24 protein-coding genes are annotated in these 25615 nt (G+C 37.7%); 15 read left to right on the forward strand and 9 right to left on the reverse strand.

The annotated features are described in order from the left end of the window. The first annotated feature begins 68 nt into the window (after positions 1-68). The 7 genes from BMMGA3_RS03815 (at position 69) to fumC (ending at position 8380) form a co-directional block, all read left to right on the forward strand. Complete coding sequence (locus tag BMMGA3_RS03815; RefSeq protein ID WP_004433325.1) at positions 69-293, forward strand: FeoA family protein; 225 nt, start codon at positions 69-71, stop codon at positions 291-293. After that, positions 290-2296, forward strand: a complete 2007-nt coding sequence (feoB, locus tag BMMGA3_RS03820; protein WP_004433327.1) for a ferrous iron transport protein B — start codon at positions 290-292, stop codon at positions 2294-2296. The genes BMMGA3_RS03815 and feoB overlap by 4 nt, the downstream gene beginning before the upstream one ends. A 17-nt stretch (positions 2297-2313) precedes the next feature. Beyond that, positions 2314-2460, forward strand: coding sequence for a FeoB-associated Cys-rich membrane protein (locus tag BMMGA3_RS03825; RefSeq protein WP_004433328.1), 147 nt, complete (start codon positions 2314-2316; stop codon positions 2458-2460). A 135-nt stretch (positions 2461-2595) separates the two neighbouring features. Continuing rightward, complete coding sequence (locus BMMGA3_RS03830) at positions 2596-3054, forward strand: helix-turn-helix transcriptional regulator (RefSeq protein WP_004433329.1); 459 nt, start codon at positions 2596-2598, stop codon at positions 3052-3054. Positions 3055-3254: 200 nt separating this feature from the next. Further along, positions 3255-5312 carry a transglycosylase domain-containing protein gene (locus tag BMMGA3_RS03835; protein ID WP_004433332.1) on the forward strand — a complete coding sequence of 686 codons (2058 nt, stop codon included), beginning with the start codon at positions 3255-3257 and terminating at the stop codon, positions 5310-5312. A gap of 114 nt (positions 5313-5426) precedes the next feature. Then, positions 5427-6599, forward strand: a complete 1173-nt coding sequence (gene iadA, locus BMMGA3_RS03840) for a beta-aspartyl-peptidase (RefSeq protein ID WP_004433333.1) — start codon at positions 5427-5429, stop codon at positions 6597-6599. Positions 6600-7000: 401 nt separating this feature from the next. Next, positions 7001-8380 carry a class II fumarate hydratase gene (gene fumC / locus BMMGA3_RS03845; protein WP_004433338.1) on the forward strand — a complete coding sequence of 460 codons (1380 nt, stop codon included), beginning with the start codon at positions 7001-7003 and terminating at the stop codon, positions 8378-8380. 71 nt (positions 8381-8451) lie between these two features. Here the strand turns inward: fumC and BMMGA3_RS03850 are convergent, their stop codons facing one another. Then, positions 8452-8655 (reverse strand): alpha/beta-type small acid-soluble spore protein, encoded by a 204-nt coding sequence (locus tag BMMGA3_RS03850; protein WP_003350761.1) that lies wholly within the window; start codon positions 8653-8655, stop codon positions 8452-8454. Between the two features lie 282 nt (positions 8656-8937). On the opposite strand from BMMGA3_RS03850, the gene BMMGA3_RS03855 reads away from it, so the two are divergent. Beyond that, on the forward strand, positions 8938-9192 hold the full coding sequence (locus BMMGA3_RS03855) for a hypothetical protein (RefSeq protein WP_004433344.1): 255 nt from the start codon (positions 8938-8940) through the stop codon (positions 9190-9192). Positions 9193-9222: 30 nt separating this feature from the next. On the opposite strand, the gene BMMGA3_RS03860 is transcribed toward BMMGA3_RS03855, so the two are convergent. The 7 genes from BMMGA3_RS03860 to BMMGA3_RS03890 form a co-directional block, all read right to left on the reverse strand. Further along, positions 9223-10347, reverse strand: coding sequence for an ABC transporter ATP-binding protein (locus BMMGA3_RS03860; protein WP_004433345.1), 1125 nt, complete (start codon positions 10345-10347; stop codon positions 9223-9225). A 152-nt stretch (positions 10348-10499) separates the two neighbouring features. Beyond that, positions 10500-11405: a PucR family transcriptional regulator gene (locus BMMGA3_RS03865; protein ID WP_004433347.1), complete on the reverse strand. Its 906-nt coding sequence runs from the start codon at positions 11403-11405 to the stop codon at positions 10500-10502. A 120-nt stretch (positions 11406-11525) separates the two neighbouring features. Continuing rightward, positions 11526-11714, reverse strand: coding sequence for a hypothetical protein (locus BMMGA3_RS03870; protein WP_004433349.1), 189 nt, complete (start codon positions 11712-11714; stop codon positions 11526-11528). A gap of 82 nt (positions 11715-11796) precedes the next feature. Beyond that, the gene (locus BMMGA3_RS03875; RefSeq protein WP_004433350.1) at positions 11797-12975 is read right to left on the reverse strand and encodes a YheC/YheD family endospore coat-associated protein; all 1179 of its coding nucleotides are present in this window, start codon (positions 12973-12975) and stop codon (positions 11797-11799) included. Continuing rightward, positions 12972-14333 carry a YheC/YheD family endospore coat-associated protein gene (locus BMMGA3_RS03880; RefSeq protein ID WP_004433352.1) on the reverse strand — a complete coding sequence of 454 codons (1362 nt, stop codon included), beginning with the start codon at positions 14331-14333 and terminating at the stop codon, positions 12972-12974. The genes BMMGA3_RS03875 and BMMGA3_RS03880 overlap by 4 nt, the downstream gene beginning before the upstream one ends. Continuing rightward, positions 14311-15411 (reverse strand): YheC/YheD family endospore coat-associated protein, encoded by a 1101-nt coding sequence (locus BMMGA3_RS03885; protein WP_004433354.1) that lies wholly within the window; start codon positions 15409-15411, stop codon positions 14311-14313. The genes BMMGA3_RS03880 and BMMGA3_RS03885 overlap by 23 nt, the downstream gene beginning before the upstream one ends. Beyond that, positions 15411-16790, reverse strand: coding sequence for a YheC/YheD family endospore coat-associated protein (locus tag BMMGA3_RS03890; protein ID WP_004433355.1), 1380 nt, complete (start codon positions 16788-16790; stop codon positions 15411-15413). The genes BMMGA3_RS03885 and BMMGA3_RS03890 overlap by 1 nt, the downstream gene beginning before the upstream one ends. A gap of 194 nt (positions 16791-16984) precedes the next feature. On the opposite strand from BMMGA3_RS03890, the gene BMMGA3_RS03895 reads away from it, so the two are divergent. The 5 genes from BMMGA3_RS03895 to BMMGA3_RS03915 all read left to right on the forward strand — a co-directional run bounded on the left by BMMGA3_RS03895 (position 16985) and on the right by BMMGA3_RS03915 (position 22798). Further along, entirely contained in the window at positions 16985-17341 is a 357-nt protein-coding gene (locus BMMGA3_RS03895) for a YlbF/YmcA family competence regulator (RefSeq protein ID WP_004433357.1), read from the forward strand. Between the two features lie 143 nt (positions 17342-17484). After that, complete coding sequence (locus tag BMMGA3_RS03900; protein WP_004433359.1) at positions 17485-18354, forward strand: Cof-type HAD-IIB family hydrolase; 870 nt, start codon at positions 17485-17487, stop codon at positions 18352-18354. 167 nt (positions 18355-18521) lie between these two features. Then, complete coding sequence (locus BMMGA3_RS03905; RefSeq protein ID WP_004433361.1) at positions 18522-20033, forward strand: coproporphyrinogen III oxidase; 1512 nt, start codon at positions 18522-18524, stop codon at positions 20031-20033. 149 nt (positions 20034-20182) lie between these two features. Next, complete coding sequence (locus BMMGA3_RS03910) at positions 20183-21805, forward strand: long-chain fatty acid--CoA ligase (protein WP_004433363.1); 1623 nt, start codon at positions 20183-20185, stop codon at positions 21803-21805. Positions 21806-22006: 201 nt separating this feature from the next. After that, positions 22007-22798: an enoyl-CoA hydratase gene (locus tag BMMGA3_RS03915; RefSeq protein ID WP_004433365.1), complete on the forward strand. Its 792-nt coding sequence runs from the start codon at positions 22007-22009 to the stop codon at positions 22796-22798. A 241-nt stretch (positions 22799-23039) separates the two neighbouring features. Here the strand turns inward: BMMGA3_RS03915 and BMMGA3_RS03920 are convergent, their stop codons facing one another. Further along, positions 23040-23225, reverse strand: coding sequence for a YhzD family protein (locus BMMGA3_RS03920; RefSeq protein WP_004433366.1), 186 nt, complete (start codon positions 23223-23225; stop codon positions 23040-23042). Positions 23226-23365: 140 nt separating this feature from the next. On the opposite strand from BMMGA3_RS03920, the gene BMMGA3_RS03925 reads away from it, so the two are divergent. Then, the gene (locus BMMGA3_RS03925; protein ID WP_004433368.1) at positions 23366-24265 is read left to right on the forward strand and encodes an ABC transporter ATP-binding protein; all 900 of its coding nucleotides are present in this window, start codon (positions 23366-23368) and stop codon (positions 24263-24265) included. Beyond that, on the forward strand, positions 24258-25511 hold the full coding sequence (locus BMMGA3_RS03930) for an ABC transporter permease (RefSeq protein WP_004433370.1): 1254 nt from the start codon (positions 24258-24260) through the stop codon (positions 25509-25511). The genes BMMGA3_RS03925 and BMMGA3_RS03930 overlap by 8 nt, the downstream gene beginning before the upstream one ends. The last annotated feature ends 104 nt before the right edge of the window (positions 25512-25615 follow it).

A 25615-nucleotide genomic window follows, 5' to 3' on the forward strand; every position in this document is an offset into this window, starting at 1 on the left:
TCTGCATCTGAAGGTAAAATTGATATAATAAAGATAATCATTCTTAATTAGAAATTATGGTGATAATAATGCTTAGACTAAGAGTTGGTGAAAAAGGGACGATCAAGGACATTTCCAAGGCCGATTATTTAGTTCAGCGGAGATTGCTTGATCTTGGAATTACTGAAGGCTCAGAGATTTGTATTAAGAGAATTTTGCCGTTTGGAGGACCTGTAATGGTGGAATCTGGTGGACAATGTGTAGGTATCCGTCGAAAAGAAGCAGACAGAATAGAAGTGGAGAGATCTAAATGAATATTGCGCTCCTTGGAAATCCAAATACAGGAAAAACCTCTTTATTTAATAATCTTACAGGATCATATGAATACGTAGGCAACTGGAGTGGAGTTACCGTTGAAAAGAAAGTCGGCCTATTAAAAGATAAGAAAAACAAATTAATTGACCTGCCGGGAATTTACACTCTTAACCCTCTTTCAAAAGATGAAGGAATTGTGACAAATTTTTTGTTAACTGGTTCTTTTGATAAGATCCTTAATATTCTGGATGCATCACAGTTGGAAAGAAATATGCATCTGACGATTCAGTTGCTCGAATATGGCAAGCCGCTAATTGTAGGTTTAAATATGATTGATGTAGCGGCAAATCGGGGGATTCAGATTGATCGGAATCAATTGTCAGCTGCATTAGGAGTACCAGTTGTACCTGTTGTAGCAAGAAGTGGAAAGGGTTGTGAAGAACTGGCGGAAATTACTGTTTCCAATTCGATTTCCACTGTGAATAACGAGCTTGTTTACTATGATAAAGAAATTGAAGATGCCGTATTAAAGCTCGATGCAAAATTGAAAGGGAAAACCAACCATTCTTCCAGGTGGCTCACTTTGCAATTATTGGAGGGCAATCCATATGTGAAAGATTATTTGATGGGTTTTATAGATATTCAACAAATAGAACAGTTTGTTTCGGAAGTTGAAAAATCAGTAAAAGAAAAATATCAAGTAAATTCGCTTGAACAATTCATTTATAAAAAAAGAAAGAATGCAATTGAAAAGATTATAAAAGAATCTGCATTCATTAAGACTGTTCACAATCCGCCTCTCTCTGAACGGATTGATAGAATTGTAACCAACAAATTCTTAGGGATACCGATTTTTCTGTTTTTTATGTATTTTGTGTTTATGCTGACGTTTGATTGGCTTGGTTTTCGATTGTCTGATCTACTGGATGGTTTTATTTCAGGACCACTTACAAATGCTATTAGCTATCTTTTATCAATCATAGGTGGTTCCGAGTTTATTCGAGCATTAGTGCTTGAGGGAATTGTAGCAGGTGTCGGCGGTGTTCTCGTTTTTGTTCCGCAAATTTTTATATTATTCTTCTTTATTTCTTTTCTTGAAGATTCAGGTTATATGGCAAGAGTTGCTCTTGTTATGGACCGATTCATGGAGGCGGCAGGCTTGAACGGTAAAGCCTTTATTCCGATGATCATTGGATTTGGCTGTAATGTTCCTGGTATTATGGCAGCCAGGACCATTGAGACTCCCAAAGAAAGGCTGTTAACAGTTTTATTAACACCATTAATGTCATGCTCTGCAAGACTTCCGGTATACGCATTATTTATCGGAGCGTTTTTCGTTCATCATAAGGCAATAATTGTTCTTTCTTTATATGTAATGGGTATTGTCATTGCACTTTTGTTGGCGAAAATTTTTTCGTCGACAATCCTTAAGGGAGAAACTTCTTTCTTTGTGATCGAACTTCCTCCTTATCGCCTTCCGCAAATGAAAGCTTTGTGGAGAAGCACCTGGGATAAAGGAAAAGGCTTTGTGAAAAAAGCAGGTACCTTTATCTTTGCAGGTTCTGTTTTGATCTGGCTGTTGTCCTACATTGGCCCGGCAGGAGTAAATGTGGATATGGACAAAAGTTTTTTAGCTGCTATTGGAGGGATTTTTGCACCTTTGTTAAAGCCAATCGGATTTGGCAGTTGGCAAGCAGGGGCTTCATTGTTGACTGGATTCCTGGCCAAGGAATCAATTATTTCTACGATGAATATTATCTTTTTCGTTCCAGATGAAGCTAGTCTTCAAGGGATTTTAAGTAAACATTTTTCCCCGTTGTCAGCCTATAGTTTTATGGTTTTTATACTATTATATATCCCTTGTTTAGCTACAACAGCGACGATTTATAAAGAAACGGGCTCAAAAAAATGGACTGTTTTTTCAATGGGTTATGCTCTCACAATAGCATATGTGTTGGCTTTCATCATTTATCAAGGAGGAAGGTTATTCGGTCTATCTTAACTTAATGAGGTGATAAAATGATTGGTAATATCGTCATTGGCAGTGCAATTTTTGGATATGCAGGATGGGCTTTTTATCGTTTTGTAAAAAAATCCAAGCAGGGGAAATGTGCAGCCTGCAGCTTGAAAAAGTCGTGCTCAGTGTCGTGTGGAAGCCGAGATTAAGGACGGATTAACCCAAACTAGGGAAGGGCTCTGCCTTTTCCCTTTTTTATTTTAAATCTTTTAGAAAAATCAGTTTTAATGTTGCTTAGATTGGTGTAATATTACACTAAAAGCCAAAAAAGGAATGAATTGATCGTGACAAGAGATGAAGTGATTCTAAAAGTGTCAGAAAAAATGCGCCTTATTCGGACAGAAGCCGGATATACCCAGGATAAAATGGCGGAAATTATTGGTGTTTCCAAGAAGACTCTTGTACAAATTGAAAAAGGCCGTGCATTCGCAGGGTGGTCCACAGTTGTAACCGTATGTGCACTTTTTCGCGAGACGGAAACAGTAAAATTTTTATTAGGAGATGAACCGCTTGAAGTGCTGGAAACCATTGCCCGTGAAGGGATTGACTATCGAAAAGAAAAAACTCTTGGAGGAAAAATATGGTGGAGGGAAATATTAAGAGAGAATGGCTTTATTTTGCAGCAAAATATTATTAGCCAGCACTTTCGTATATTAGATGAGGACCATTTCCGCATTTATAGTAGTTTCGAAGAGGGGGCGGCAAAGGAAAGATTTTATGAATTAGTAAAGGAAGGATTGTAAGTGGCAAATGAATTATAATATGAAAAAGGTGGGATTTACTTCCCATCTTTTTCTTTTTAATAGAACGTTGGTATCCTTTAATAGTAAAAAAAATCAATTTATATATATTTTTGGCATTAATTCCAGTTATTTATGATAAAAGTAGTTGTCTTAATCTATTAAATTTATAGAGATGAACATTATAAAGGTTGTGGTACTACATGAACAAACTTCACTCAGTTTGGACTTCGTTTTGTAAATTCTGGAAACAAAAACATCTAACCCAAATTGTTGTTTTAAGTCTATCAACATTGTTTCTTGGTGCTTTAAGCTTTTTTTATTATTTTTCAAAAGATGCAGATATTCGCTCATTGAAAGCTGGTTTGGCACAGTCAACAATCATTTGTGATCAGAACGGGGAGGTTGCCAGTAAAATTTCAGCAAACAAAAATGAGGCAGTTCCAATCGAACAGGTGCCGGACCATATGAAAAACGCTGTTGTGGCAATTGAAGACCATCGATTTTATGACCATAACGGGATCGATTTATTAGGAATAATTCGTGCCTTTTTTCGGAATTTCAAAGCCGGGGAAGTAGTTGAAGGGGGAAGTACAATCACCCAGCAGCTGACGAAAAATGCCTTGCTTTCTCCAGAAAAAACGTATAAGCGGAAAATAGAGGAGCTTTTTCTCGCACGTGAAATTGAAAAAGAGTATACAAAAGATGAAATTCTTGAATTGTATTTAAACCAGATCTATTTTGGTGAAGGCGCATGGGGCATAAAACGTGCAGCCCTTAAATATTTCGGCAAAGATGTCAAAGATTTAACTCTTAGTGAATCTGCTTTGCTTGCTGGCCTTATCAAAGCTCCATCTGAAATAAATCCGTATGCAGACTATGATAAAGCAATTGAACGGAGAAACGTTGTTCTTGAGCAAATGAGAAAATATAAATTTATTTCTGCTTCCGAATATGAGAAAGCGGTAAATGAAAAACTGGTCCTCAATGACAAAGGAGGAGACCCGTTTCGTGACAAATATCCGTACTATGTGGATCATGTTATTGAAGAAGCCATTCAGGAGTACGGTCTGACTCAAGATGATCTACTGACCGGCGGATACCAAATATATACTGAGCTTGATCCCGATATGCAAACCGCAATGGAAACCACTTTTAAAAATGACAAGCTTTTTCCAGTAGGAACCAAAGATCAGATTGTGCAAAGTGGTGCGGTATTATTGGATCCTCATACAGGTGCAATCCGTGCACTTGTTGGGGGAAGAGGAAAACATGTTTTCCGGGGCTATAACCGGGCAACGCAGCTGAAAGCACAGCCGGGTTCGACAATGAAGCCGCTTGCGGTATATACGCCTGCTCTTGAGGAAGGATGGGAGCCTAATGATGAATTAAAGGATGAAAAAATGTCATTCGGAGACTATGAACCTACTAATTACAATCATCAATACAAGGGAATGGTCCCTATGTATGAAGCTGTAAAAGATTCCTTAAATGTTCCAGCAGTTTGGTTGTTAAATGAGATTGGAATTGAAAAAGGAATGAACGCAGTAAAGCGTTTTGGCATTCATCTGGAAAAAGGAGACCGCAATCTTGGCCTTGCACTTGGGGGATTGGAAAAAGGAGTATCGCCTTTAACGATGGCGGAAGCATTTTCTGTTTTTCCAAATGAAGGAGAACGGATTCAAGCCCATGCCATTACAAAAATTGTTGATATGGACGGAAATACAGTGGCCAAATGGAAGGAAAAAAAGACGAAAGTTACTACAAAAGCAGTTTCTGACAAAATGACAACAATGCTTCTTGGAGTTGTGGAACAAGGAACAGGAAAAGGAGCACAGATTCCAGGTAGGGAAGTTGCCGGAAAGACTGGTTCAACTCAAGTACCAATTGACGGGATAAACGGGGTAAAGGATCAATGGTTTGTAGGTTACACTCCGGAATTGGTAGGAGCTGTTTGGGTAGGGTATGATAAAACAGATGAAAACCATTATTTAACGACGACGAGCAGTGAAGGAGCAGCTCTTATCTTTAAGGAAATAATGGAAGATGCCTTGAAAGATTCAGAACCGTCTTCTTTTCATGTTCCTCACATTTCATCTTACATGGAAAAAAGAAAACAGGAGGAGTGGGAAAGAAAAAAAAGTGAATTCGATGAAACGATAAAAAAAGAAGCAGAAAAATGGAAAAAGAAAGTTGAAAAAGAGAAAGAAAAATGGGAGAAAAAGTGGAAAGATAAAGGAAAAGAGAAAAAACACAATTAGATGTGAAAACTAAATATTTAACATCAATCATTGTTTAAAAAATTGCATCTGCAACTTGCAAGATGTATGCTTAAGAACGAAAATAAGTCCAGCACGGAAGGGGATAAATCTGCGGTGTTAACGCTAATCCAAAACGGAGAATTATACGCTCCCGAATATTTAGGGAAAAAAGACATATTACTGATTGGCAGCAAAATTGGCTTTATCAAGGATCAAATTAATAAACCGCAGGGCTTTGTAGATATAAAAATAATAGATGCAAAAGGAAAAATTGTTTTACCGGGATTTATTGATTCCCACGTCCATATAATTGGAGGAGGCGGCGAAGGAGGCTACAAAACGCGTACTCCTGAACTGATGTTGACAGATGCAACATTGTCCGGCATTACTACGTTAATCGGGGTAATTGGAACAGATGGAACGACTCGGACAATGGCAAGTTTGATCGCCAAAGCCCGAGGATTAGAGGAAGAAGGTATTACATGTTACGTACATACCGGTTCATACCAGGTGCCCGTTAAGACACTGACAGGAAAGATTGAAGACGACATTATTCTCATTGACCGTGTGATCGGTGCAGGCGAAATTGCCATCGCAGATCACCGTTCTTCGCAGCCAACGGTGGAAGAAATGGCAAAGATTGCTTCGGCAGCGAGAATAGGCGGACTTCTTTCAGGGAAAGCGGGGATTGTCAACGTCCATGTAGGAGACAGCTGCGATCATTTTAAGCTGCTTGAAGAAGTGGTGGATACAACAGAAATCCCGATTCGCCAATTTTATCCTACCCATATCAACCGGAATCCGCATTTGTTTGAAGCCGCAATTGAATATGCAAAAAAAGGCGGCTATGTAGATTTTACGACAAGTTCCATCCCAAATTATGGAGACCATGGGGAGATACAATGCAGCAGAGGTTTAAAACGAATGCTTGAAGCAGGAGTAGATATTTCACAAATTACCTTTACTTCAGACGGGCAGGCAAGTTTGCCAGAATTTAATGAGTATGGTGAAATGACCGGACTGAGAATCGGAAAAGTTGCGACTTTATTTAAAGAAGTTCGTGATGCGATTCTTGAAGAAGGGATTCCGGTTGAAACAGCCATTCAGGTTATCACAAGAAATCCAGCCTGCATTTTAAAACTCGAGCAAAAAGGCGCCATAGAAGAAGGGAAAGATGCAGACCTTGTTCTTTTAACAAAGGAAGATTATCAAATAGATACAGTCATTGCGTTAGGGAAAGTGATGGTTGAGCATGGAGAAGCAGTAGTAAAAGGAACGTTTGAATAAATTAAATGCGCTTAAAAGATAGGGTTGAAAAAGCTCAGGCCGATATTGGAGATATGAATTGTTCGGTCAATTGGAAAAAAGGATATTTGCCTGATAAAATATGTTCATTAAATGTTCACATTCTTGCCATAGAATTGTGAGATTTATCATACAAATTCATCCTCCTTACGTGATATTCTGACAAAAAGACCATATTAGGAGGTTATCAACTATGCAAGAGTTTTCAATTACCCTAGCCATCGCTAGCATTATGGTGCTCGGTTATTATATTGGTTATTCGATTATTAAAGCTTCTTAATCCGCCCGGTGAAAATGCCAGGCGGTTTTTTTATGGATAAATATAGGGAAAGCATCCAAAATAGGGAAAAGAATATAAATGAAAATACGAGGAGAGTGTAAACATGGAGGAATATCGAATTGAAAAAGATACTTTAGGTGAAGTAAAGGTTCCGGCTGACAAGTATTGGGGAGCCCAAACTCAACGAAGCAGAGAAAATTTTAAAATTGGTACAGAAAAAATGCTGATTGAGGTTATTTATGCACTTGTTCACATAAAAAAAGCAGCTGCAATTGTCAATCACAAACTAGGTAAGCTTTCAGAAGCGAAAAAGAATGCGATTACAAAAGCATGTTCTGAAATTCTTTCTGGCTCTTTTGATGACCATTTTCCGCTAGTTGTCTGGCAAACAGGAAGCGGGACTCAAACAAATATGAATGTGAATGAAGTCGTGGCAAGAAGAGCGACGGAAATAATGAACAACGAAGATGGAAATGAAACCATTCATCCCAATGATGATGTAAATATGTCCCAAAGCTCGAATGATACATTTCCGACCGCCATGCATATTGCAGCATACATCGCAATAACGGAAAATCTTCTCCCCTCACTAAAGGAATTGATAAAAACCTTCAAATTAAAAGAAACGGCCTTTAAAGATGTGATTAAAATTGGAAGAACGCATCTTCAAGATGCTACTCCTTTAACATTGGGGCAAGAAATCAGTGGTTGGCGAGCGATGCTGGAAAAAGATGAGAAGATGATTACCGAGGCAGTAAACTATTTGCAGGATTTGGCGATAGGAGGAACGGCTGTTGGCACCGGCATAAATGCAGACCCTTCATTTGGGGAAGAAGTAGCTTTGGAAATTTCAAAAGCTGTCGGACATCAATTCCGATCAGCGAAAAACAAATTTCAAGCTCTAACAAGCCACGATGAAATTGTTTATGTTCATGGCGCTTTAAAGGCACTCGCAGCTGATTTAATGAAAATCGCCAATGATGTGCGCTGGCTTGCGAGCGGTCCGAGAAGCGGGATAGGGGAAATAACGATACCGGCGAATGAACCGGGAAGTTCCATTATGCCGGGAAAAGTAAATCCGACACAAAGCGAAGCATTGACTATGGTCGCGTGCCAAGTTTTTGGAAACGATGCTGCGATTGGTTTCGCAGCTAGCCAAGGAAATTTTGAATTGAATGTATTCAAGCCAATGATTATTTTTAATCTTCTCCAGAGCATTCGGCTGCTTTCCGAAGGAATGCAATCTTTTAATGAAAAATGTGCGGTTGGAATTGAAGCAAATAAAGAAGTCATCGAGGCTCATTTAGAAAGATCACTAATGCTCGCTACAGCTCTCAATCCTCATATTGGCTATGAAAAAGCTGCGGAAATTGCCAAATTAGCTTTTAAAGAGAATATCACGCTAAAAGAAGCGGCATTGAAAACAGGATATATAACTGAAGAACAATATAATCAATGGGTAAGGCCGGAAAATATGATCTAATCATCTAATCAAAATGGGCTGACCCTTTGTTTGAGAGTCAGCCCCAATGCCATTTTTATTCAATTTATTTATTAAAATTGTCTTCCGCTTAGTTGTTGTTGAGCCATTTGTACAAGGCGTTTTGTTATTTCTCCCCCAACAGAACCGTTGGCACGTGAAGTAGTTTCTGCTCCGAGATTTACGCCGAATTCTGTAGCAATTTCATATTTCATTTGTTCTAATGCTTGTTCAACACCAGGAACTAACAATTGATTAGAGTTATTATTTGCAGCCATGAATATTTCCTCCTTCTGTAATTCATTGTTGTTTTTTATGGTTGGGTTAGCCGGATTTGCACCGGCAAACAGTGTGACTGTTACCTTTGTTTGGTTTAACCCATCGGTGGAATAAACTTTATTGCTTTGTTTACAGTTTATTTTGTTTGATTTTTGAAAGTTTATTCAGATAAACGGTTAGGGGATTACTTCCATTTGTTTTGGCAAGTTTTCGATTACATATACGGTTAGAAATAACGTAAACTAGCATTAATTAAATCGGTTAGAAAGGGTTTGGGGGATATGCCGATATGTCCAATTTGCAACGGATTCAAAACTCTTCATTTAAAATGTCCGAAATGCAACAGTGAACTTGAGGAAAGCGGCAGGATCATGGACTATTATGATGATTACAGCCCGTATATGATGATTGATCATTTGAAATTGGAAGACGGTTATCCAACAACATATTCAAATCATGAATGTCCGCATTTCTTCTATTGTCCGAAATGTGAATTTAGTGACATCGAGCTGATTAAAGAACAAGACCTCGTTTAATTTCACGAGGTCTTGGAAAGTGATGAATATTTACGCATGAACTGTTTCTTCGTTTTTTGAGCGGATTCTCATTTCTGTTTCTGTGTCAAAGAAATGGGCTTTATTCATATCAAACGCAAGCTCTAATTTATCACCCGGATGGATATCTGTCCGGGAATTAATACGGGCAACAAATTCTTGGGATTCTATGTTTGAATAAATCATTGTTTCTGCACCTGTTAATTCTGACACTTCAATATGAGCCAGAATTTTTGATTCTTGTGTGGCATCAATAAATACCGGTTCATCATGAATATCTTCTGGCCTGATCCCTAAGATGATATTTTTGCCGACATAACCTTGATCGCGAAGAACTTTCATCTTTCCTTCAGGAACTGCGATAGATATATTGCCAATGACAAATTTACCTTCTTCAAGTTTACCGTTAAAGAAGTTCATAGCAGGGGAACCGATAAAGCCGCCGACAAATACATTCTCCGGCTTTTCATAAACATCTCTAGGCGCACCGACCTGCTGAATAACACCATCTTTCATAACTACTAACCGTGTTGCCATTGTCATTGCTTCTGTTTGGTCGTGCGTTACGTAGATGGTTGTTGTTTGTAAACGTTGATGCAATTTTGCAATTTCTGCCCGCATTTGGACGCGAAGTTTTGCGTCAAGGTTTGAAAGAGGTTCATCCATTAAGAAGACTTTTGCATCACGGACAATCGCACGTCCGAGGGCAACACGCTGTCGCTGTCCGCCTGATAAAGCTTTTGGTTTTCGATCAAGATACGGTTCCAAACCAAGAATTTTTGCTGCTTCTTTAACACGGCGGTCAATTTCATCTTTAGGAAATTTACGTAGTTTTAAGCCAAATGCCATGTTTTCATATACGCTCATATGCGGATATAGTGCATAGTTTTGGAACACCATCGCGATATCACGGTCTTTTGGCGGTACATTGTTTACACGCTTCCCATCAATATATAAATCCCCTTTTGTAATTTCCTCAAGACCAGCAATCATTCGAAGTGTCGTTGATTTGCCGCAACCAGACGGTCCAACAAAAACAATAAATTCTTTATCTTTAATATGCAGGTTGAAATCATGAACAGCGGTGACTTTATTATCATAGACTTTGTAGATATGTTCTAATCTTAATTCTGCCATGTTATTTCCCCCTCTTATGAAATGAAATCGCTTTATTATTAATTTAAAAAATGAGGATATATTCTGAATGGACATTTTGCACAAAATTCGTTCAGCAATTTTTAGGCAATGTGCAAAAAATAAATTTTTAATGTCTTTTTTATGCATTTTGCTTAACTATCACTAACCTCTGTCAGCAAACATGCTAAATAAACAGTAAAGGCCCCATGAATATCCTTTAATTTTATTCCAGTTTTTTCAATAAACTTTTCAAGCCTATATTGGAGGGTATTGCGGTGAATATACAATTTTTTGGCAGTAAGTGATGTGTTTAGATTATTTTCAATAAAAAGCTTCACGGTAGTAAGAAGTTCACGGTCATCTTCTAAAATGGGTAAAAGCGAACCAGTCAGAATTTCTTTTAATTGGGCATCCAATTTTTCTGCAAGCAAAACCGGAAACACTTTTTCAAAAGTAATGATCCGTTCTTTTGGCAAAAGCTTTATTCCCTTTATGAAAAACTGTAAGTCTTGTTGAAAGATTTTTGCGAACTGTTCAGAAAGTGACCTGAATTTTCCAGGGTAAAGATAGATTTTTATAAAAAAATCACTCTCGAATGTATTTACCATTGAGACAAAATCTTCCTCAGTCAAAAAGTGGCCTTTTTTTTCTTCCACAATAACTCCTCTTGTTTCCTCAAGCCAGATGACAATAACATCATCGGAAAAAAATCCTCTGATTGCGGCCTCAAATTCCTGATTATCTGTTTTCGTTCCTGAATATTGAAAGCAGATCACTCTGAATACTTTATCTTCGTCAGCTGGAATGCCGCCATTCTGGAACAGAAAATCTTGCCATTTTTTTGATTGTGTATTCAACTGTGAGCAGTTAGAGGAATGAGAGTTTTCCGGAAAAAGCGTTCGTAATAGTTCCAATTCTTTTTCACTCATATCTTTTTTAGGAATACAAAGCCAATGGCCATTCCCATCGAAAAAACAGTGGTATTCTTCGATTAATTGCCCGTAAACGGAGTCGGTAATAAACGCATGTGGGTAAAAACTCAATAATCGATTGAACATAACATAACCCCATATCATTTAGTTGAAACGCAGATTTTTTTTCATTATAACAAACGTGGTTTCTCTAGTATAAAAAAGAAGCACCAAATCCATTTCAGGATAAGGTACTTCTTATTGCTCTTATTTTGTCTCATGTGGCGGGCTTTCTTGAACGAGATCTCTAGCTTCTTCAATATTTGGAGTGGTGTTAAGCCGATGCACCTGTCCTCCTGCCATGCCTTCATTTATCATGCGGTCAACATCTAAATGAACTGAGTCCCGGCCTTCGTATAAAATATCATCTAAAAAATTGTGTCCGTGTTTTTTCATTTTTGCCCTCCAAGCAATGGTTTTCTTTATTTTTTGAGGAGGTATGATGTCTTATTCATAAAATTAATGGAAATCAATTCGATTAATGAAACCCTGAAAGCTGAAAGAAGAGACTGCACAGATTTTCGACGCGTTTTGATTCAATTTCTTCCTCATCAAATTTCATTGGTTTTGAATTGATTTCGTAAACGTAGTATTGCTTCGTGGCTGAAATTCCCGCGTCAATCGAAAATTCCCCAAAGAAGCCAAATTTCTCTGACAGGAGATTTCCACTTAGATTTACAATGTCTTTAATAAATTGATCATGGCATGTATTTCGAACTTGCTCATATGGAATCAGTTCTCCGCCATTTAGAAGGTGCGTAGTTAATTGATCAAGTTTTGTTTGGCGCACTCCCACTCCTGTTACTTGATAATTTTTGGCGTCGCTGTGAGCAAGTATTCGAAAATCAAATCGTTTGCCATTATTTGAAAAGGGGATAATTTCTTTTTGAGCTAAATACTTTTTTTTCATAAAAACCTGGTTCCACTCTTTCCAGAAGCTTTCGAAGTTGGAATAAACAGTTTTCTTGTTTTTTTCTTCAAACAGAATGTTTCCTTTTCCGATTTTTCTTAAGCGAAAAATACCGCTGCCTTTCGAGGAAATGCAAGGTTTAAGATAAAGGTTATTATGTTTTTCAAAAAACGTGCGTAGCGACATATGATCAATGAGAATTGTTTCAGGAAAATAAAATGAAATTTCAGGATGGGTTAACGCCGCACAGTATAAGTCATATTTATCGATAAAACCTGGATTGAAAAAGGGAATCTTATTTTCCTTTAGTTTTTTAAATGCATTCATTGTATTTAATGAATTTTCCGATTTGCGGAATGGAATCCGGTTGTATACAAGGTGGGGGAGTGGGAATGATGCTGAAATCCATTTTTTTTCGAACGGTATATATAAATAACCATCCGCGCCATTATCTTTTAACGTTTCGGAAGTAAAAACAAAAGATAGGCCCCCTTTTTGAATGATTTCTGTTTGAATTGAAGTGAATAGGGGGCCGTTGCCTGCTAAACTGCCGTCATTTCTTTCGGCGGTCATAATCCCAATTAACGGGCCGGCATTATGATTTTTTTGTTTTAAATAGAAAGAGAAACATAATGGTTCATTCATTTGTTCTGCAAAGGGAACATGTATTTTATTTTTTCCGAATGTAATTGCTGTGTCTTTATCGTTATGAAACCATTTTTTATTTTCAGTGTGATAAAAGATCATTTAAATATTTCCTCAGGGTTTTTTATTGTCTTTTCCATAAGAAAAACAGCAAATGCCAATGAACATGTACGGGTCAGCAGGTCAAATTTTTTTAATTGCGGATGTTTAAAAATAGATCTTCCTGGCTTGGAATTTGCTTCAAACAACCAGACATCGCCATTTCTGTCAATTCCCATATCAAACCCGATTTCACCGATGATACCTTCCATCATTTTTTCCAGCGATTGGCTCAAAGCAAGAGCGGCATTTGTTAATTTATAAATGTAAATTTCTTTTTCTTCTTTGTTAGGAAAAATCTCTTCAAGCGTCTTGATGGTGCCGCCATTATTAATATGAGTAGTTACACTGCCTGAGCCTGCTACTTTGGCTGCAATGGCGCTAATTCTCCATGTGCCATGATCATCTTTATTCGTATGAATCCGAAAATCGACCTGACGTTTATCTATTCTAATTAGATGAATTCCTTGCTGAATAAGGAAATTTCCAAGTTTTCGGGTAGTGAATACTCGGCGGAAAAGTCCTTCAAGGCTTCCTGATTTTACTAATTTATTTTCGCCTGCGTTATTACGGAAGCGGCAATAATAATTTCCATCTTTTTTATCATAAAGTATTTGGTGAATCCCCATCCCGAGGCTGCCGTTTATCGGTTTTACAAAAATATGTCCGTATTTTCCAAGCATCGATTCCATTAATGAAAAGGAGATGAAAGGGTGTGTTTCAGGGAGATAGCAACTGACGGAATTATCCTGAACAAGCCGGTCATATACATCCAATTTATTGAAGAATCCTGGATTGTACCATGGAATTAAATAATCGTTTTGCATGCGTTCTTTTATCTTTCTTAGTTCTGAAAGTCTTTCCGTCTTGCGATTCGGCAGCCTGTCATAAACAACATTCGGAAAGGGAACCTCGATCATTTCCCATCCTTTTTGATGATAGAAGTAACCTTTGATAATGCCCTGATCCCAGTCAATATGTTGTTCGCCAAAGACAAATGCTAGTGCGCCAACTTTATTTTGAACCGAAAGGAGCTTTGCAAAGAAGAATGTCCGTTCACCGATTGGCCTTAGAAGGAAAGGGGTAAACCCTGCTGTAAAAATACCGACAAGTGGTCCGATAAAAAAAATATCATTTTCAATGAAAACATGGAGCGGCATCTTTAAATCCGGGATTTTTAATTCTGTTTGAATATCCTTGCTGATAAAAATTTTGTTAGCTGGATGGGGAATAAAATTAGCATGAACGGTTTTATTCCCAAAAGCGATTATTTGTAATTCAGACGAAATGGACAGATCTTTTGGAAAAAAGACAGTCTTTGTACAATCATCGACAATTTCAATGGGATAACGTTTTTTCATTGTACCGTTTCCTCTCTTTCTGTTCAGATTGGCTAATGAATGAAGCATAACAAAGCGGTGCGCCAAACAATTCCTCTGAAATTTCCGGTCTGGTAGCTAAAATCACTTTTCTTCCAGGTTTTGAATTGATGTCTAAAATCCAGATGGCACCGTTTTTATCAATTCCAATGTCTATTCCCAATTCAAATAAAGGTAAAAAAGATTCTTCAAGAATTTTAGGAATATTGGCTAAAATCTCATCCAATTCATGTTGAATATATTCCTGAAATGTAAATGGAAAGGAGTTGATCCAGTTCTTAAAGTTTGTAACAGTACCACCCGCACTTAAATTCGAAATTATACCGCCTTTTTTTCCGGTACGAATTCCTCTTCCTCTTTCAAGCCAGTATCCAAGTTCATTTTTTTGAAGCAGCACTCTTATGTCAAAAGGACAGCCCTCGTGATTCGTTAACTCCAGATAAGGTTGAATCATGTACTTTTTTTTCTTTATCAATTGAGTCAGCCATTTTATTGCCATTTCCTTATTTGTAAAAGAGCGAACAATCTGCTGTCTTAGTTTCTCTGTTTTCACCAGTATGTGATTGCCGGTTTTTTCAAGATAAAATATTCCGTTGCCTTGAGAACCGTTAGCAGGTTTTATTATAATTTTTCCCCGTTTCCATAATTCTTTGAGGATATCTGTCGGAGAAGATGCCAGTTGGGAGTGGGGAAGGTAGGCAGATATATTAGAATGTTTGAGGGTATCGTATAATTCAAGTTTATTAGGTAGACCGTAACCGAGAAATTGGATGTCATCTCTGTCTTTCAGCCAGGATACAATCGGCATACATTGTTTTGAATGGCTATCATCGTTATAAAAACAGCGGTCATAGACAACGGAAGGCATAGGAAACTCAAGTGTGGTCCAGCGATCATTTTCGGAATCAAATATTTCCCCTGTTACAAGCATGGTTGACGGGTTTATGGCAGTTGGAACAAAGTGGCAGCAACTGATTCCATACTGTTCTGCACGTCTGGCAATTTCGGTAAAATAGCCTTTTTCACTCGTCAAGTGTAAGGACATAATTCCAAGGTGCATTATGATTTTTCCTCCTTTTTCTGTAAGTATTTAAAAGCAAGCGACGTGCTGTAATATACAATTGCTCTTGCAGAAGGCCGAATTTTTTTACCGGGTTCTTCAAATTTTTTAGAAGGCTTTGAATTTACCTCGATAATCCAGACATGACCTGATGGATCAACTCCCATATCAATTCCCAACTCTCCAGTTACTCCGTCCGATTGCTGTTCAATAATTGCTGCACACTCAACAGCAATCTCTTTCATCAATGCAAATATTTGTAAAGCAACTGCTCGATCAAAGCAATTAGAAAGAGCTTTTATTGGTTTTATTATTTCTCCGCCCATGGCAATATTTGAGACAAATTGTTGTAGAGCAGAAATTCTTGCTACGGAAGAAGTGACGATCCATGATTCCTGTTTGTTTTTATGACACAAGATCCGGAAATCAAGTTTCCTTTCATCGTACGTAATCAATGGGATTTCTTCCTGTATTAAATAGAGTCTCTTTTTTGTCTGTTTTTCAAGGGTTTCAAGTAACTGTGTCAATGAATGCAATCTTGTTGAATCATCAATGGATTCTACCGATGTTTTTAGGAAGAATTCATTTCTTTGTTTACTTAATCGGAAAATATTCCTGCCCTGGCTGCCATGGATTGGCTTAAGAAATACTGAATAATGTTCATCGAGCATTTTTTCTAAACTTTCCTTTGAATACAGAGATGTTTTCGGCAAATAGGGATGCATATGTTCTTCCAATAACAACATATTATGAACCTCCCATTTTGAGAGGAATCGGTAATTAAAAAAGGATATATTATGCTCCTGAACATACCGGTACAATTGTTGAAATAATGCTCCATATTCAAGCCTTCGCGAATGGATCCGATTATAAATGACATCCGGAAGCGGAAGGTTTCTTTTCGTCCAGCATTCTTTTTCAAAGCAATAACCTGTTATACTTTCCTTACTGAAGTCTTTTAATGTGAAAACATAAAACAATCCGCCGATTTCAGAAAGTCCATGGTGAATCTCTTCGCAAAATGCGTGAACAGAACGGAAATCGGGAGAGCTGTCTTTGTTTTCGCTTATCTCTGTCAGCAAGGCGATGACCGGCCCGAGTATAATGGTAAAATTTTGTGGACAATAATGAATGCAAAATGTACCTTTAGGAAGTAAAATTTTTTCCATCAAACCTTCGGGAATAATAAGTTCATTTGGCGGACAATCCGATTCGATTGCTTTAACATTTATAGATTTTCTTCCAAAACAAAGATTTAGAATCGTGCTGTTTTTTATGCCTAATTTTTGCAAAAGCTTATTGTTTGCATAGATAGAATCATCTTCATTTTCAAAGGTTGTCAAAGGCTTTACTTTAATTGAATAAAGGGTAAAAGTCATAACAGTTCCTCATTTGCTTGTCATTGTTGATAATAAAAAATTTTAGAATGGGCAAAAGCTGATATATCATCGTATGAAATAAATGGGCGGATTGTGCTCTTACATGTTAGTTATTTAATAAGTGAACGTCTTCGCAATTCCTTTCATAGTTTGGTATAGTGAAGTGGAGTTGTTAAGGAAAAGGAGTGGGTAAATTGGCAGTAAATTTATATGATTCTGCATATGCAATGGAGAATGCGATTCGCCAGAGCGAAGAATATGTCCTTTTAAGAAAGATTTATAACGAAATCAATGAAGATGTGTCTACAAGGAGAATGTTCGAAAATTTCCGTAATATTCAATTAAAATTGCAGGAAAAGCAAATGATGGGTCAGGAAATTACTCAAGAAGAAGTAGTTTATGCTCAAAAAGCTGCGGCACTTGCTCGACAAAATGATAAAATCTCAAAATTAATGGATGCCGAACAGAGGATGAGCATGGTTATAGCTCAATTGAATGAAATCATTATGAAACCTCTTGAAGAGTTGTATGGATATCCAAACAATCAATAATGTACGAAAAGGGGCTGACTGCAGCTCCTTTTTCCTTTTATTACCATCTCCTTTGCTTGCTATATGTGCATGTTCTATTTCCCTTTTGTTTTACATAAATTTGATATAAGGACTTACATCTAAGAGTGAGGGGGCATGAAGGGATGATATACCGGCTGTTAGCTTTAAACATTGACGGTACGCTTCTTCAATCGAACGGAAAACTTCATAAATCCGTTAAAGAAGCGGTCCAATACGTACAGCAAAAAGGAATTTACGTGACGCTTGTGACTTCCCGCAGTTTTCCGTCAGCTAAAAAAGTTGCAAAAGCACTGAAAATAAAAGCATTGCTCGTAACACACAGCGGTTCGTATATTTCCGGTTTAACAGACAAACCTTTATATGTAAAAAGAATTCCCGAAGATATCACATATGAGATTGTTCGTTTTCTTGAAAGTTTCCCGAGTCAGATTAGGCTCGTTCACGAGAGTTTTTCTCTAGCCAATAAAGCAAAGCTGAATCATAACATGCTGGCAAAAACGATATTTACATCGGGAGATCCTGTTTTTTATTCACAGCAATTTGTAGAATCCTTAAGTGATACATTAATAGAACAAAAAGTATCACCTCCTAAAATGGAAGTACATTTTGAAAGAGAAAACGATTTGAAGGATGCTATGGAGGCAATAAGCCAGACATTTACGGAAGCTGAACCGCTTCAGGTAAATTCTTCACGTATGGATATTGTGCCTGCAGGTGCTTCAAAGCTAAACGGCCTAATCTATTTAGGGGAGCATTTAGGAATTCCAAGGAAGGAAATGGTTGTTATAGGCGATGGAATAGATGATTTGGAAATGATTAAAGCTGCTGGTCTTGGCGTTGCAATGTGGAACGCTCCCGCTGAAGTTAAGAAAGAAGCGGATTGGGTAACGCGGAGCAACAATGAGCACGGTGTCGCCTATATGGTTAAAGAACATTTCAGAAAACAGCATCCAATTGAGTTTTTGCGAAAAATGAATATTATAAAAAAATAAGATAATATGTAGCCGTTTGCGGTCAATTGGCATTTTAAATAGATGGAATTTGGGCTGCTGAATTCGCTTCCGCTTTTATTATTGCGAATGTAAGGTTTTCCATTGTATTGACCTCGGGTTTCCGATTCAGTACACTATAGGAAGTTTATTTTGAAAGGTGATTGGCTTTGCAAATTAATATTAAAGGATTAGATGATTATCGGTTTCACCGGCCGCTGCAATTAATTGCTAATTTGTTTTTTGAAGAAACTGAAATAGTTATGAATGAAAATGACCTATGGGATATTAAAATTCAGTTCGATTTAGAGACAACAGAATTTGTCAAAGTCAGGGCTGTGCTGTCAGATAGGAAAGGTAATGAGCATTCAGCTTCATTTGAAAGAAGTCTTTCGGAAAACCTTACTGAAAAAGACCGATTTAAACAAATAAAGAATGCCGTTTCACATGTTTATTTAACAGTGCTCCAAGAGAAAACAGGCATTACCCAAAAATGGGGAATTCTTACCGGCGTCAGGCCAACAAAATTGCTGCACAGGAAGATCCAAGAAGGAGTACCAAAAGACATTGCCCATCAGCAATTAAAAGAGGACTATTTGATTTCGGATGAAAAAATTTCCTTAATGCAGCAAATCGTCGACCGTCAGCTTTCGGTTGTACCGGATTTGTACGAGTTGAAAAATGAAGTCAGTATTTATATTGGTATTCCATTTTGCCCGACAAAATGTGCATATTGTACATTCCCTGCCTATGCCATTAACGGAAGACAAGGATCAGTAAACTCATTTCTAGGCGGACTACATTATGAAATGAGAAAAATCGGCAAATGGCTGAAGGAAAATGGAATTCGAATCACAACTGTTTATTATGGCGGAGGAACTCCGACAAGCATTACTGCTGAAGAAATGGATATGCTCTATGAAGAAATGTACACGTCTTTTCCTGATGTGAAAAATATCCGAGAAATTACAGTAGAAGCAGGCCGGCCTGATACCATAACACCAGAAAAGCTGGACGTATTAAAAAAATGGAAGATTAACCGGATCAGCATTAATCCGCAATCATACATCCAAGAAACATTAAAGGCGATTGGCCGCCACCATACAGTTGAAGAAACAGTAGAAAAATATCATCTAGCAAGATCAATGGGCATGAACAATATTAATATGGATTTAATCATCGGTTTGCCAGGTGAAGGAGTAAAAGAATTCAGCCATACATTAAATGAAACGGAAAAGCTGATGCCTGAATCTCTAACTGTTCATACACTTTCTTTCAAGCGTGCTTCCGAAATGACGAAGAATAAAGAAAAGTACAAAGTTGCAGACCGTACCGAAGTTGAAAGAATGATGTACATGGCGGAACAATGGACGAAGAACCATGGGTATGTTCCGTATTATTTGTACCGGCAAAAAAATATTCTCGGCAACCTCGAAAATGTTGGTTACTCGCTTCCGGGCCAGGAAAGCATCTATAATATCATGATTATGGAAGAGCAGCAAACGATTATCGGTCTCGGCTGCGGGGCATCAAGCAAGTTTGTTCATCCTATTACCGGACAAATCACACATTTTGCCAATCCTAAGGATCCGAAGTCCTATAATGAAAGCTATGAAAAATATACGGAAGAAAAACTCAAAATTTTAACAGAGCTATTTTTACAGGAAAGCTCTCTTGCGTAAAGTGCAAGAGAGTTGATTTTATTATTAAAAAATTCAGAAAATAAAACAAGGAAATTTAGTAGGAAAGTAGAATATTTTAAGTGAAGACCCTCATAGAATGGTTCGAAATGAGTGTTGAAAACGCTTACTAAAGTTAGGGGGGATTTACTATGATGCAAACACCTTTGACAATGCCGCAGATGATAAAAAGAGCCGAAAAGTTTTTTCCGAAAAAACAGGTGATCTCAAGAACAAGCAAAGGAATTCAGCGATTTACATATAAAGAGATTGCCTTAAGGACAAGAAAGCTTGCAGACAGCCTTCAAAAGCTTGGTGTGAAACGGGGAGACAAAGTAGGAACTTTGGCCTGGAACCATCACCGCCATTTAGAAGCCTATTTTGCCATTCCATGCAGTGGAGCTGTCCTTCACACCATTAACATTCGTCTTTCGCCACATCATATTTCCTTTATTATAAATCATGCAGAAGACAAAGTTCTGCTTATTGATTCTGATTTAGTTCCTTTAATTGAAAAAGTCCAAGCAGAATTAAAGACAGTTCAAGCTTATATTATTATGACAGATGAAAAAGAGCTTCCAGAAACAACTCTTTCACCTGTCTACCATTATGAAAAACTGTTGCTTGATGCTGATGCTAATTATGAATATCCGGATGATTTAGATGAAAATGCCCCTGCGGGAATGTGCTACACGTCCGCAACAACCGGAAATCCGAAAGGTGTTGTTTACTCACATCGAGGCATTGTTTTACATAGTATGGCACTTGGGCTTTCTGACACGACAGGTGTAAGTGAAAAAGATATCGCTATGCCTGTTGTGCCAATGTTCCATGTTAATGCCTGGGGATTGCCGTTTGCTGCTGTTTGGTTCGGAACGACACTTGTGATGCCTGGTCCATATTTTACTCCTAAGCTTCTTGCAGAACTGATCGAACAGGAGAAGGTAACGATTACGGCTGGAGTGCCGACAATCTGGCTCGGTCTTCTAAAAGAGCTTGATGAAGGAAATTATGATATGAGCAGCTTGCGGGCGGTATTATGCGGCGGGGCAGCAGCTCCGAAAGGAATGATCAGTGCATTTGAACAAAAACATGGAATTCCGTTTATGCATGCATATGGGATGACAGAAACAAGTCCTATTGTCGTCATTTCAACATTGAAAAGCTATCAAGAAGAGCTTTCATATGAAGAAAAATTGGATCTTAAAGCCAAACAAGGAATTTTAGTTCCAGGATTGGAGATGAAGGTGGTCGGTCAAAACGGCGAGGTTAAACGGGATGGAAAAGAAATGGGTGAACTTGCTGTACGCGGTCCATGGATCGCCTCTGAATATTACAAAGATGAGTGGACAAATGAAGCTTTCCGGGATGGATGGTTGTATACGGGCGACGTAGTCACGATCGATGAAGAAGGTTTCGTGAAAATTGTTGACAGAACAAAAGATTTGATTAAAAGCGGGGGAGAATGGATATCTTCCGTAGATCTTGAAAATGCGTTAATGGCTCATGAAGCGGTATTTGAAGCAGCCGTAGTTGCTGTTCCTCATGAACGATGGCAGGAACGTCCGGTAGCTTGTGTAGTCCTAAAAGATGCATTTAAAGGGAAAACAGCGAAGGAGGAATTGTATAACTATTTACAGCCGCAATTTGCAAAATGGTGGCTTCCTGATGACATTATATTCCTTGAGGAAATTCCGAAAACATCGGTAGGGAAATTTTTAAAACGGGAACTGCGTGAGCAGGTTCAAAAGATTATCTGCAAAAAAATTAAATAATAAAGAAGCTAACTCATAAGGGTCTGATCCCTCCAGCAATGATGATATAAAATATATTGTATTGGAGAGATCAGACCCTTTTCTTTTGAGTTAGCTTTATTTTTTAAGGAAGTTTAAAACATTCAAAAAAAATATGGCAGTATTTTAAAATAAGTTGATAACCTTTATAATATGTATGATAAATTAAAGGAGGGGTTCTTGTTGTCTATTGACTCTGCATCAAATACAGTTCTTGTTCATATAGATGGACGAGTGGCAACATTGGAGCTGAACAGGCCGGAATCACTGAACGCTCTAAACTGCGAAATGATTAAAGAATTAACTTCAAAACTGAAAGATCTCAGTTATAATGATGAAATTGACATTATTGTATTAAAGGGAAGTGACAGGGCTTTTTCTTCCGGCGGAGATATAAAGGCAATGCTTTTAGAAATAAATGAAAGCGATTTCTCTGTTATAATGGATAGAATAAATGAATTAGTCGTAACATTATACAGCATCTCTAAACTTACAATCAGTGCGATTTCAGGTGCAGCAGCCGGTCTTGGCCTAAGTCTTGCATTGGCTACAGACTATATTATTGCCGACCGAGCAAGTAAAATTGCGATGAACTTTATCAGCATCGGTTTAATCCCGGATGGTGGGGCACACTTCTTTTTAGAAAAAAGATTAGGGGAGGCAAAGGCAAAACAAGTGATTTGGGAAGGGAAGCCAATGACCGCTGATGAAGCATATCAAGTGGGGCTTATTTCAGAAATTGCCCAGGAAAATATAGACGATGCTTTACAGCGAAAATTAAACGATTGGCTTCAAAAGCCTATACAGGCAATGATCAGAACAAAGAAAATCATGGCGGAAAGAAACCGTCCGGACTTGCTCAAAATTTTAGAATTGGAAAAACATGGACAATATAAAATGAGGCAAACAGAGGACCATCAAGAGGGAATCAAAGCCTTCATTGAAAAACGGAAGCCGAATTTCAAAGGGAACTAATAAAACGAAAAACGTGCGTAAGTTTTAAACTCCCAACCCTAACATGGAAATAGGGTTCATTTTAAAACAAAGTCAACATAATTAGGCGGTGTGAGCGGAGCCAGGCATTAACTATTTACAACACTAAACAAGGTTCTTGCTTAAGCAGATTAACATTTTTATTTTTGTAAGCGCAGCTCCGCCCCTTTTCCACAAAAAAGCAAAGGACAATCCTTTGCTTTTTTTGACTCTTATAAATTTCTTATGGATGAAATAGTAACAATTTTCCTGTTGGAGATGTGCAGCGGTGGGTTTTTTCAATAAGGCCTTTTTCTTCAAGAATTTTTTTTCCGAGCAATTTTGCTTCGTCATCATTGCTAGCTTGAAAAGATTCATCTAACAGTTTTTCGCCGTTAGGTTTAAATGCAGTTATTTTATAAGTCTTCATGTTTCTTAACTCCTTTGAATTATAATTTTCTGATTGTTTACTATTATTCTTTCATAATTTCTTTTTTTTCGCAAAAAAAATGGAAAATTGAAACATTTTTATGACATAATTCGTATAATTTCATGAAAGGAGGAAAAATTATGGTCCTGCAGATTAGCCATGTCACAAAACGTTTTGGGCAGTTTACTGCTGTGGATGATCTAACTTTAACGATACCAGAAAAAGAAATGTTCGGGTTTCTGGGGGCTAATGGCGCTGGAAAAACGACTACTTTCCGGATGATTTTAGGATTGCTTGAGCCTAGCGATGGCGAAATTACTTGGGATGGGAAGCCGATCAATTATTCTGCGAGCCATTTGATTGGCTATCTGCCCGAAGAAAGGGGACTTTATCCTAAATTAAAAGTAAAAGAACAAATTGTCTATCTTGCAAGATTAAGAGGGATGAAGAAGCAGGACGCACTTAGGGAACTGAATATTTGGCTTGAGCGATTCAAGGTGCCTGAATATGCTGATAAAAAAGTCGAGGAGCTATCAAAAGGAAACCAGCAAAAAATTCAATTTATCGCAGCGGTCATACATAAGCCTAAGCTTTTGATTTTGGATGAACCTTTCAGCGGTCTTGATCCTGTTAATGTTGAACAGCTGAAGGAAGCTGTTATGGACTTGAAGGAAAATGGAACAACAATAGTCTTTTCAAGCCACAGGATGGAGCATGTGGAAGAAATGTGCGAGCATTTGTGCATTATGCATCGAGGACGTCCGGTTCTACATGGCGCATTAAAGGAAATAAAACGTTCATTTGGGAAGAAAAATCTTGTGATTCATTCTGATTTTAGAATGGACTTTCTAAAAAACTATCAAGGTGTAACTAGAGCGAAAGAAACTCCTGAGGGTATCCATCTTCAAATTGAAGGGGAAGAAGTTGCGGAACAGATTTTAAAGGAAATTGTCGGAAAAGGGTTTATCCGCAAATTTGAATTAGAAGAACCTTCTTTAAATGATATTTTTATCGAGAAAGTAGGTGCTTCATATGAATAATTTTTGGATTATCCTATTTCATACATTTATTAGCAAATTGAAATCAAAGTCGTTTGTCGTTACAACCATCCTTACACTATTAATTGTTATTGGTCTGACAAATATGAACAATATTATCACGTTTTTCGATAAAGACGGCGGAAAGGAAAAGGTAGCCGTACTAGATGAAACAGGCCAGCTGTTTGAAGCTTATAAACAAAAAATGAATGCAATCAACAAAGATATTAAGCTGTCAAAAATAGAAACGACCAAAGATAAGGCGATAGAGGACGTTAAAAATGACAAGTACAAAGGCCTTCTTGTCCTTTCTTTCGATAAAAACAAACTTCCGGCTGCAAATTATCATACAAAAAGTATTTCTGATACTGCTCTTTCGGGAGATCTCGAAAACGGGCTGCAGCAATTAAAGACAATGTTAGTGTCATCGCAAATGAAATTATCGCCGGAACAGCTTAGCAAACTTTACGAGCCTCCATCGTTTAAAAAAACAGCGCTTGAAGAAAACGCAAAAACTGAAGAAGAATTGACTCAAGCGAGAGGACTCGTCTATGTTCTTTTATTCGTCATTTATTTTGCCGTCATTATGTACTCCAATATGATTGCAATGGAAGTAGCCACTGAAAAGACTTCAAGAGTGATGGAAATTCTTATTTCTAGCGTTTCTCCGATTAAGCAAATGTTTGCGAAGATTCTTGGTGTTGCATTAGTCAGTTTAACCCAGCTTTCCATGCTTCTTATTGTCGGATATTTTTCAATCAAGGAAAATCTAAAATCGATGAAAGGGGGCTTCTTCGAATTTTTCGGATTTGAAGACATCCAGCCTTCAACAATTTTTTATGCAGTCGTATTTTTTATTTTAGGATACTTTCTGTATGCAACCCTAGCGGCATTTCTGGGTTCTCTTGTCAGCAGAATTGAAGATATCCAGCAATTTATCACTCCGATGACGATGATTGTCGTTGCTGGTTTTATGATCGCCATGTTCGGCTTAAACAGGCCGGAAACGCCATTTATAACAGTTACATCCTATATTCCATTTTTCACCCCGATGCTTATGTTTATGAGAGTCGGAATGCTGACGCTTCCTGTTTGGGAGCCAATGCTTGGAATTGTTATACTTCTCATTACGATTATCGTGTTAGCTATTTTTGGGGCACGTGTCTATAAAGGAGGAGTTTTGATGTACGGCAAATCAAATTCATTTAAAGATATTAAAAAAGCATTGCAAATATCAAAAAATGATTAAATTGTATGTAGAAGAATTCAAATCTTGAAGCTTGCCATACCGGCAAGCTTCTTTTTTAAAAATTGATCGAAAATCGAGGTAGAACGTGCATTCGCTTTTTGTAA

The organism is Bacillus methanolicus MGA3 (assembly GCF_000724485.1).
In the GTDB taxonomy this organism is placed as follows: domain Bacteria; phylum Bacillota; class Bacilli; order Bacillales; family Cytobacillaceae; genus Bacillus_Z; species Bacillus_Z methanolicus_A.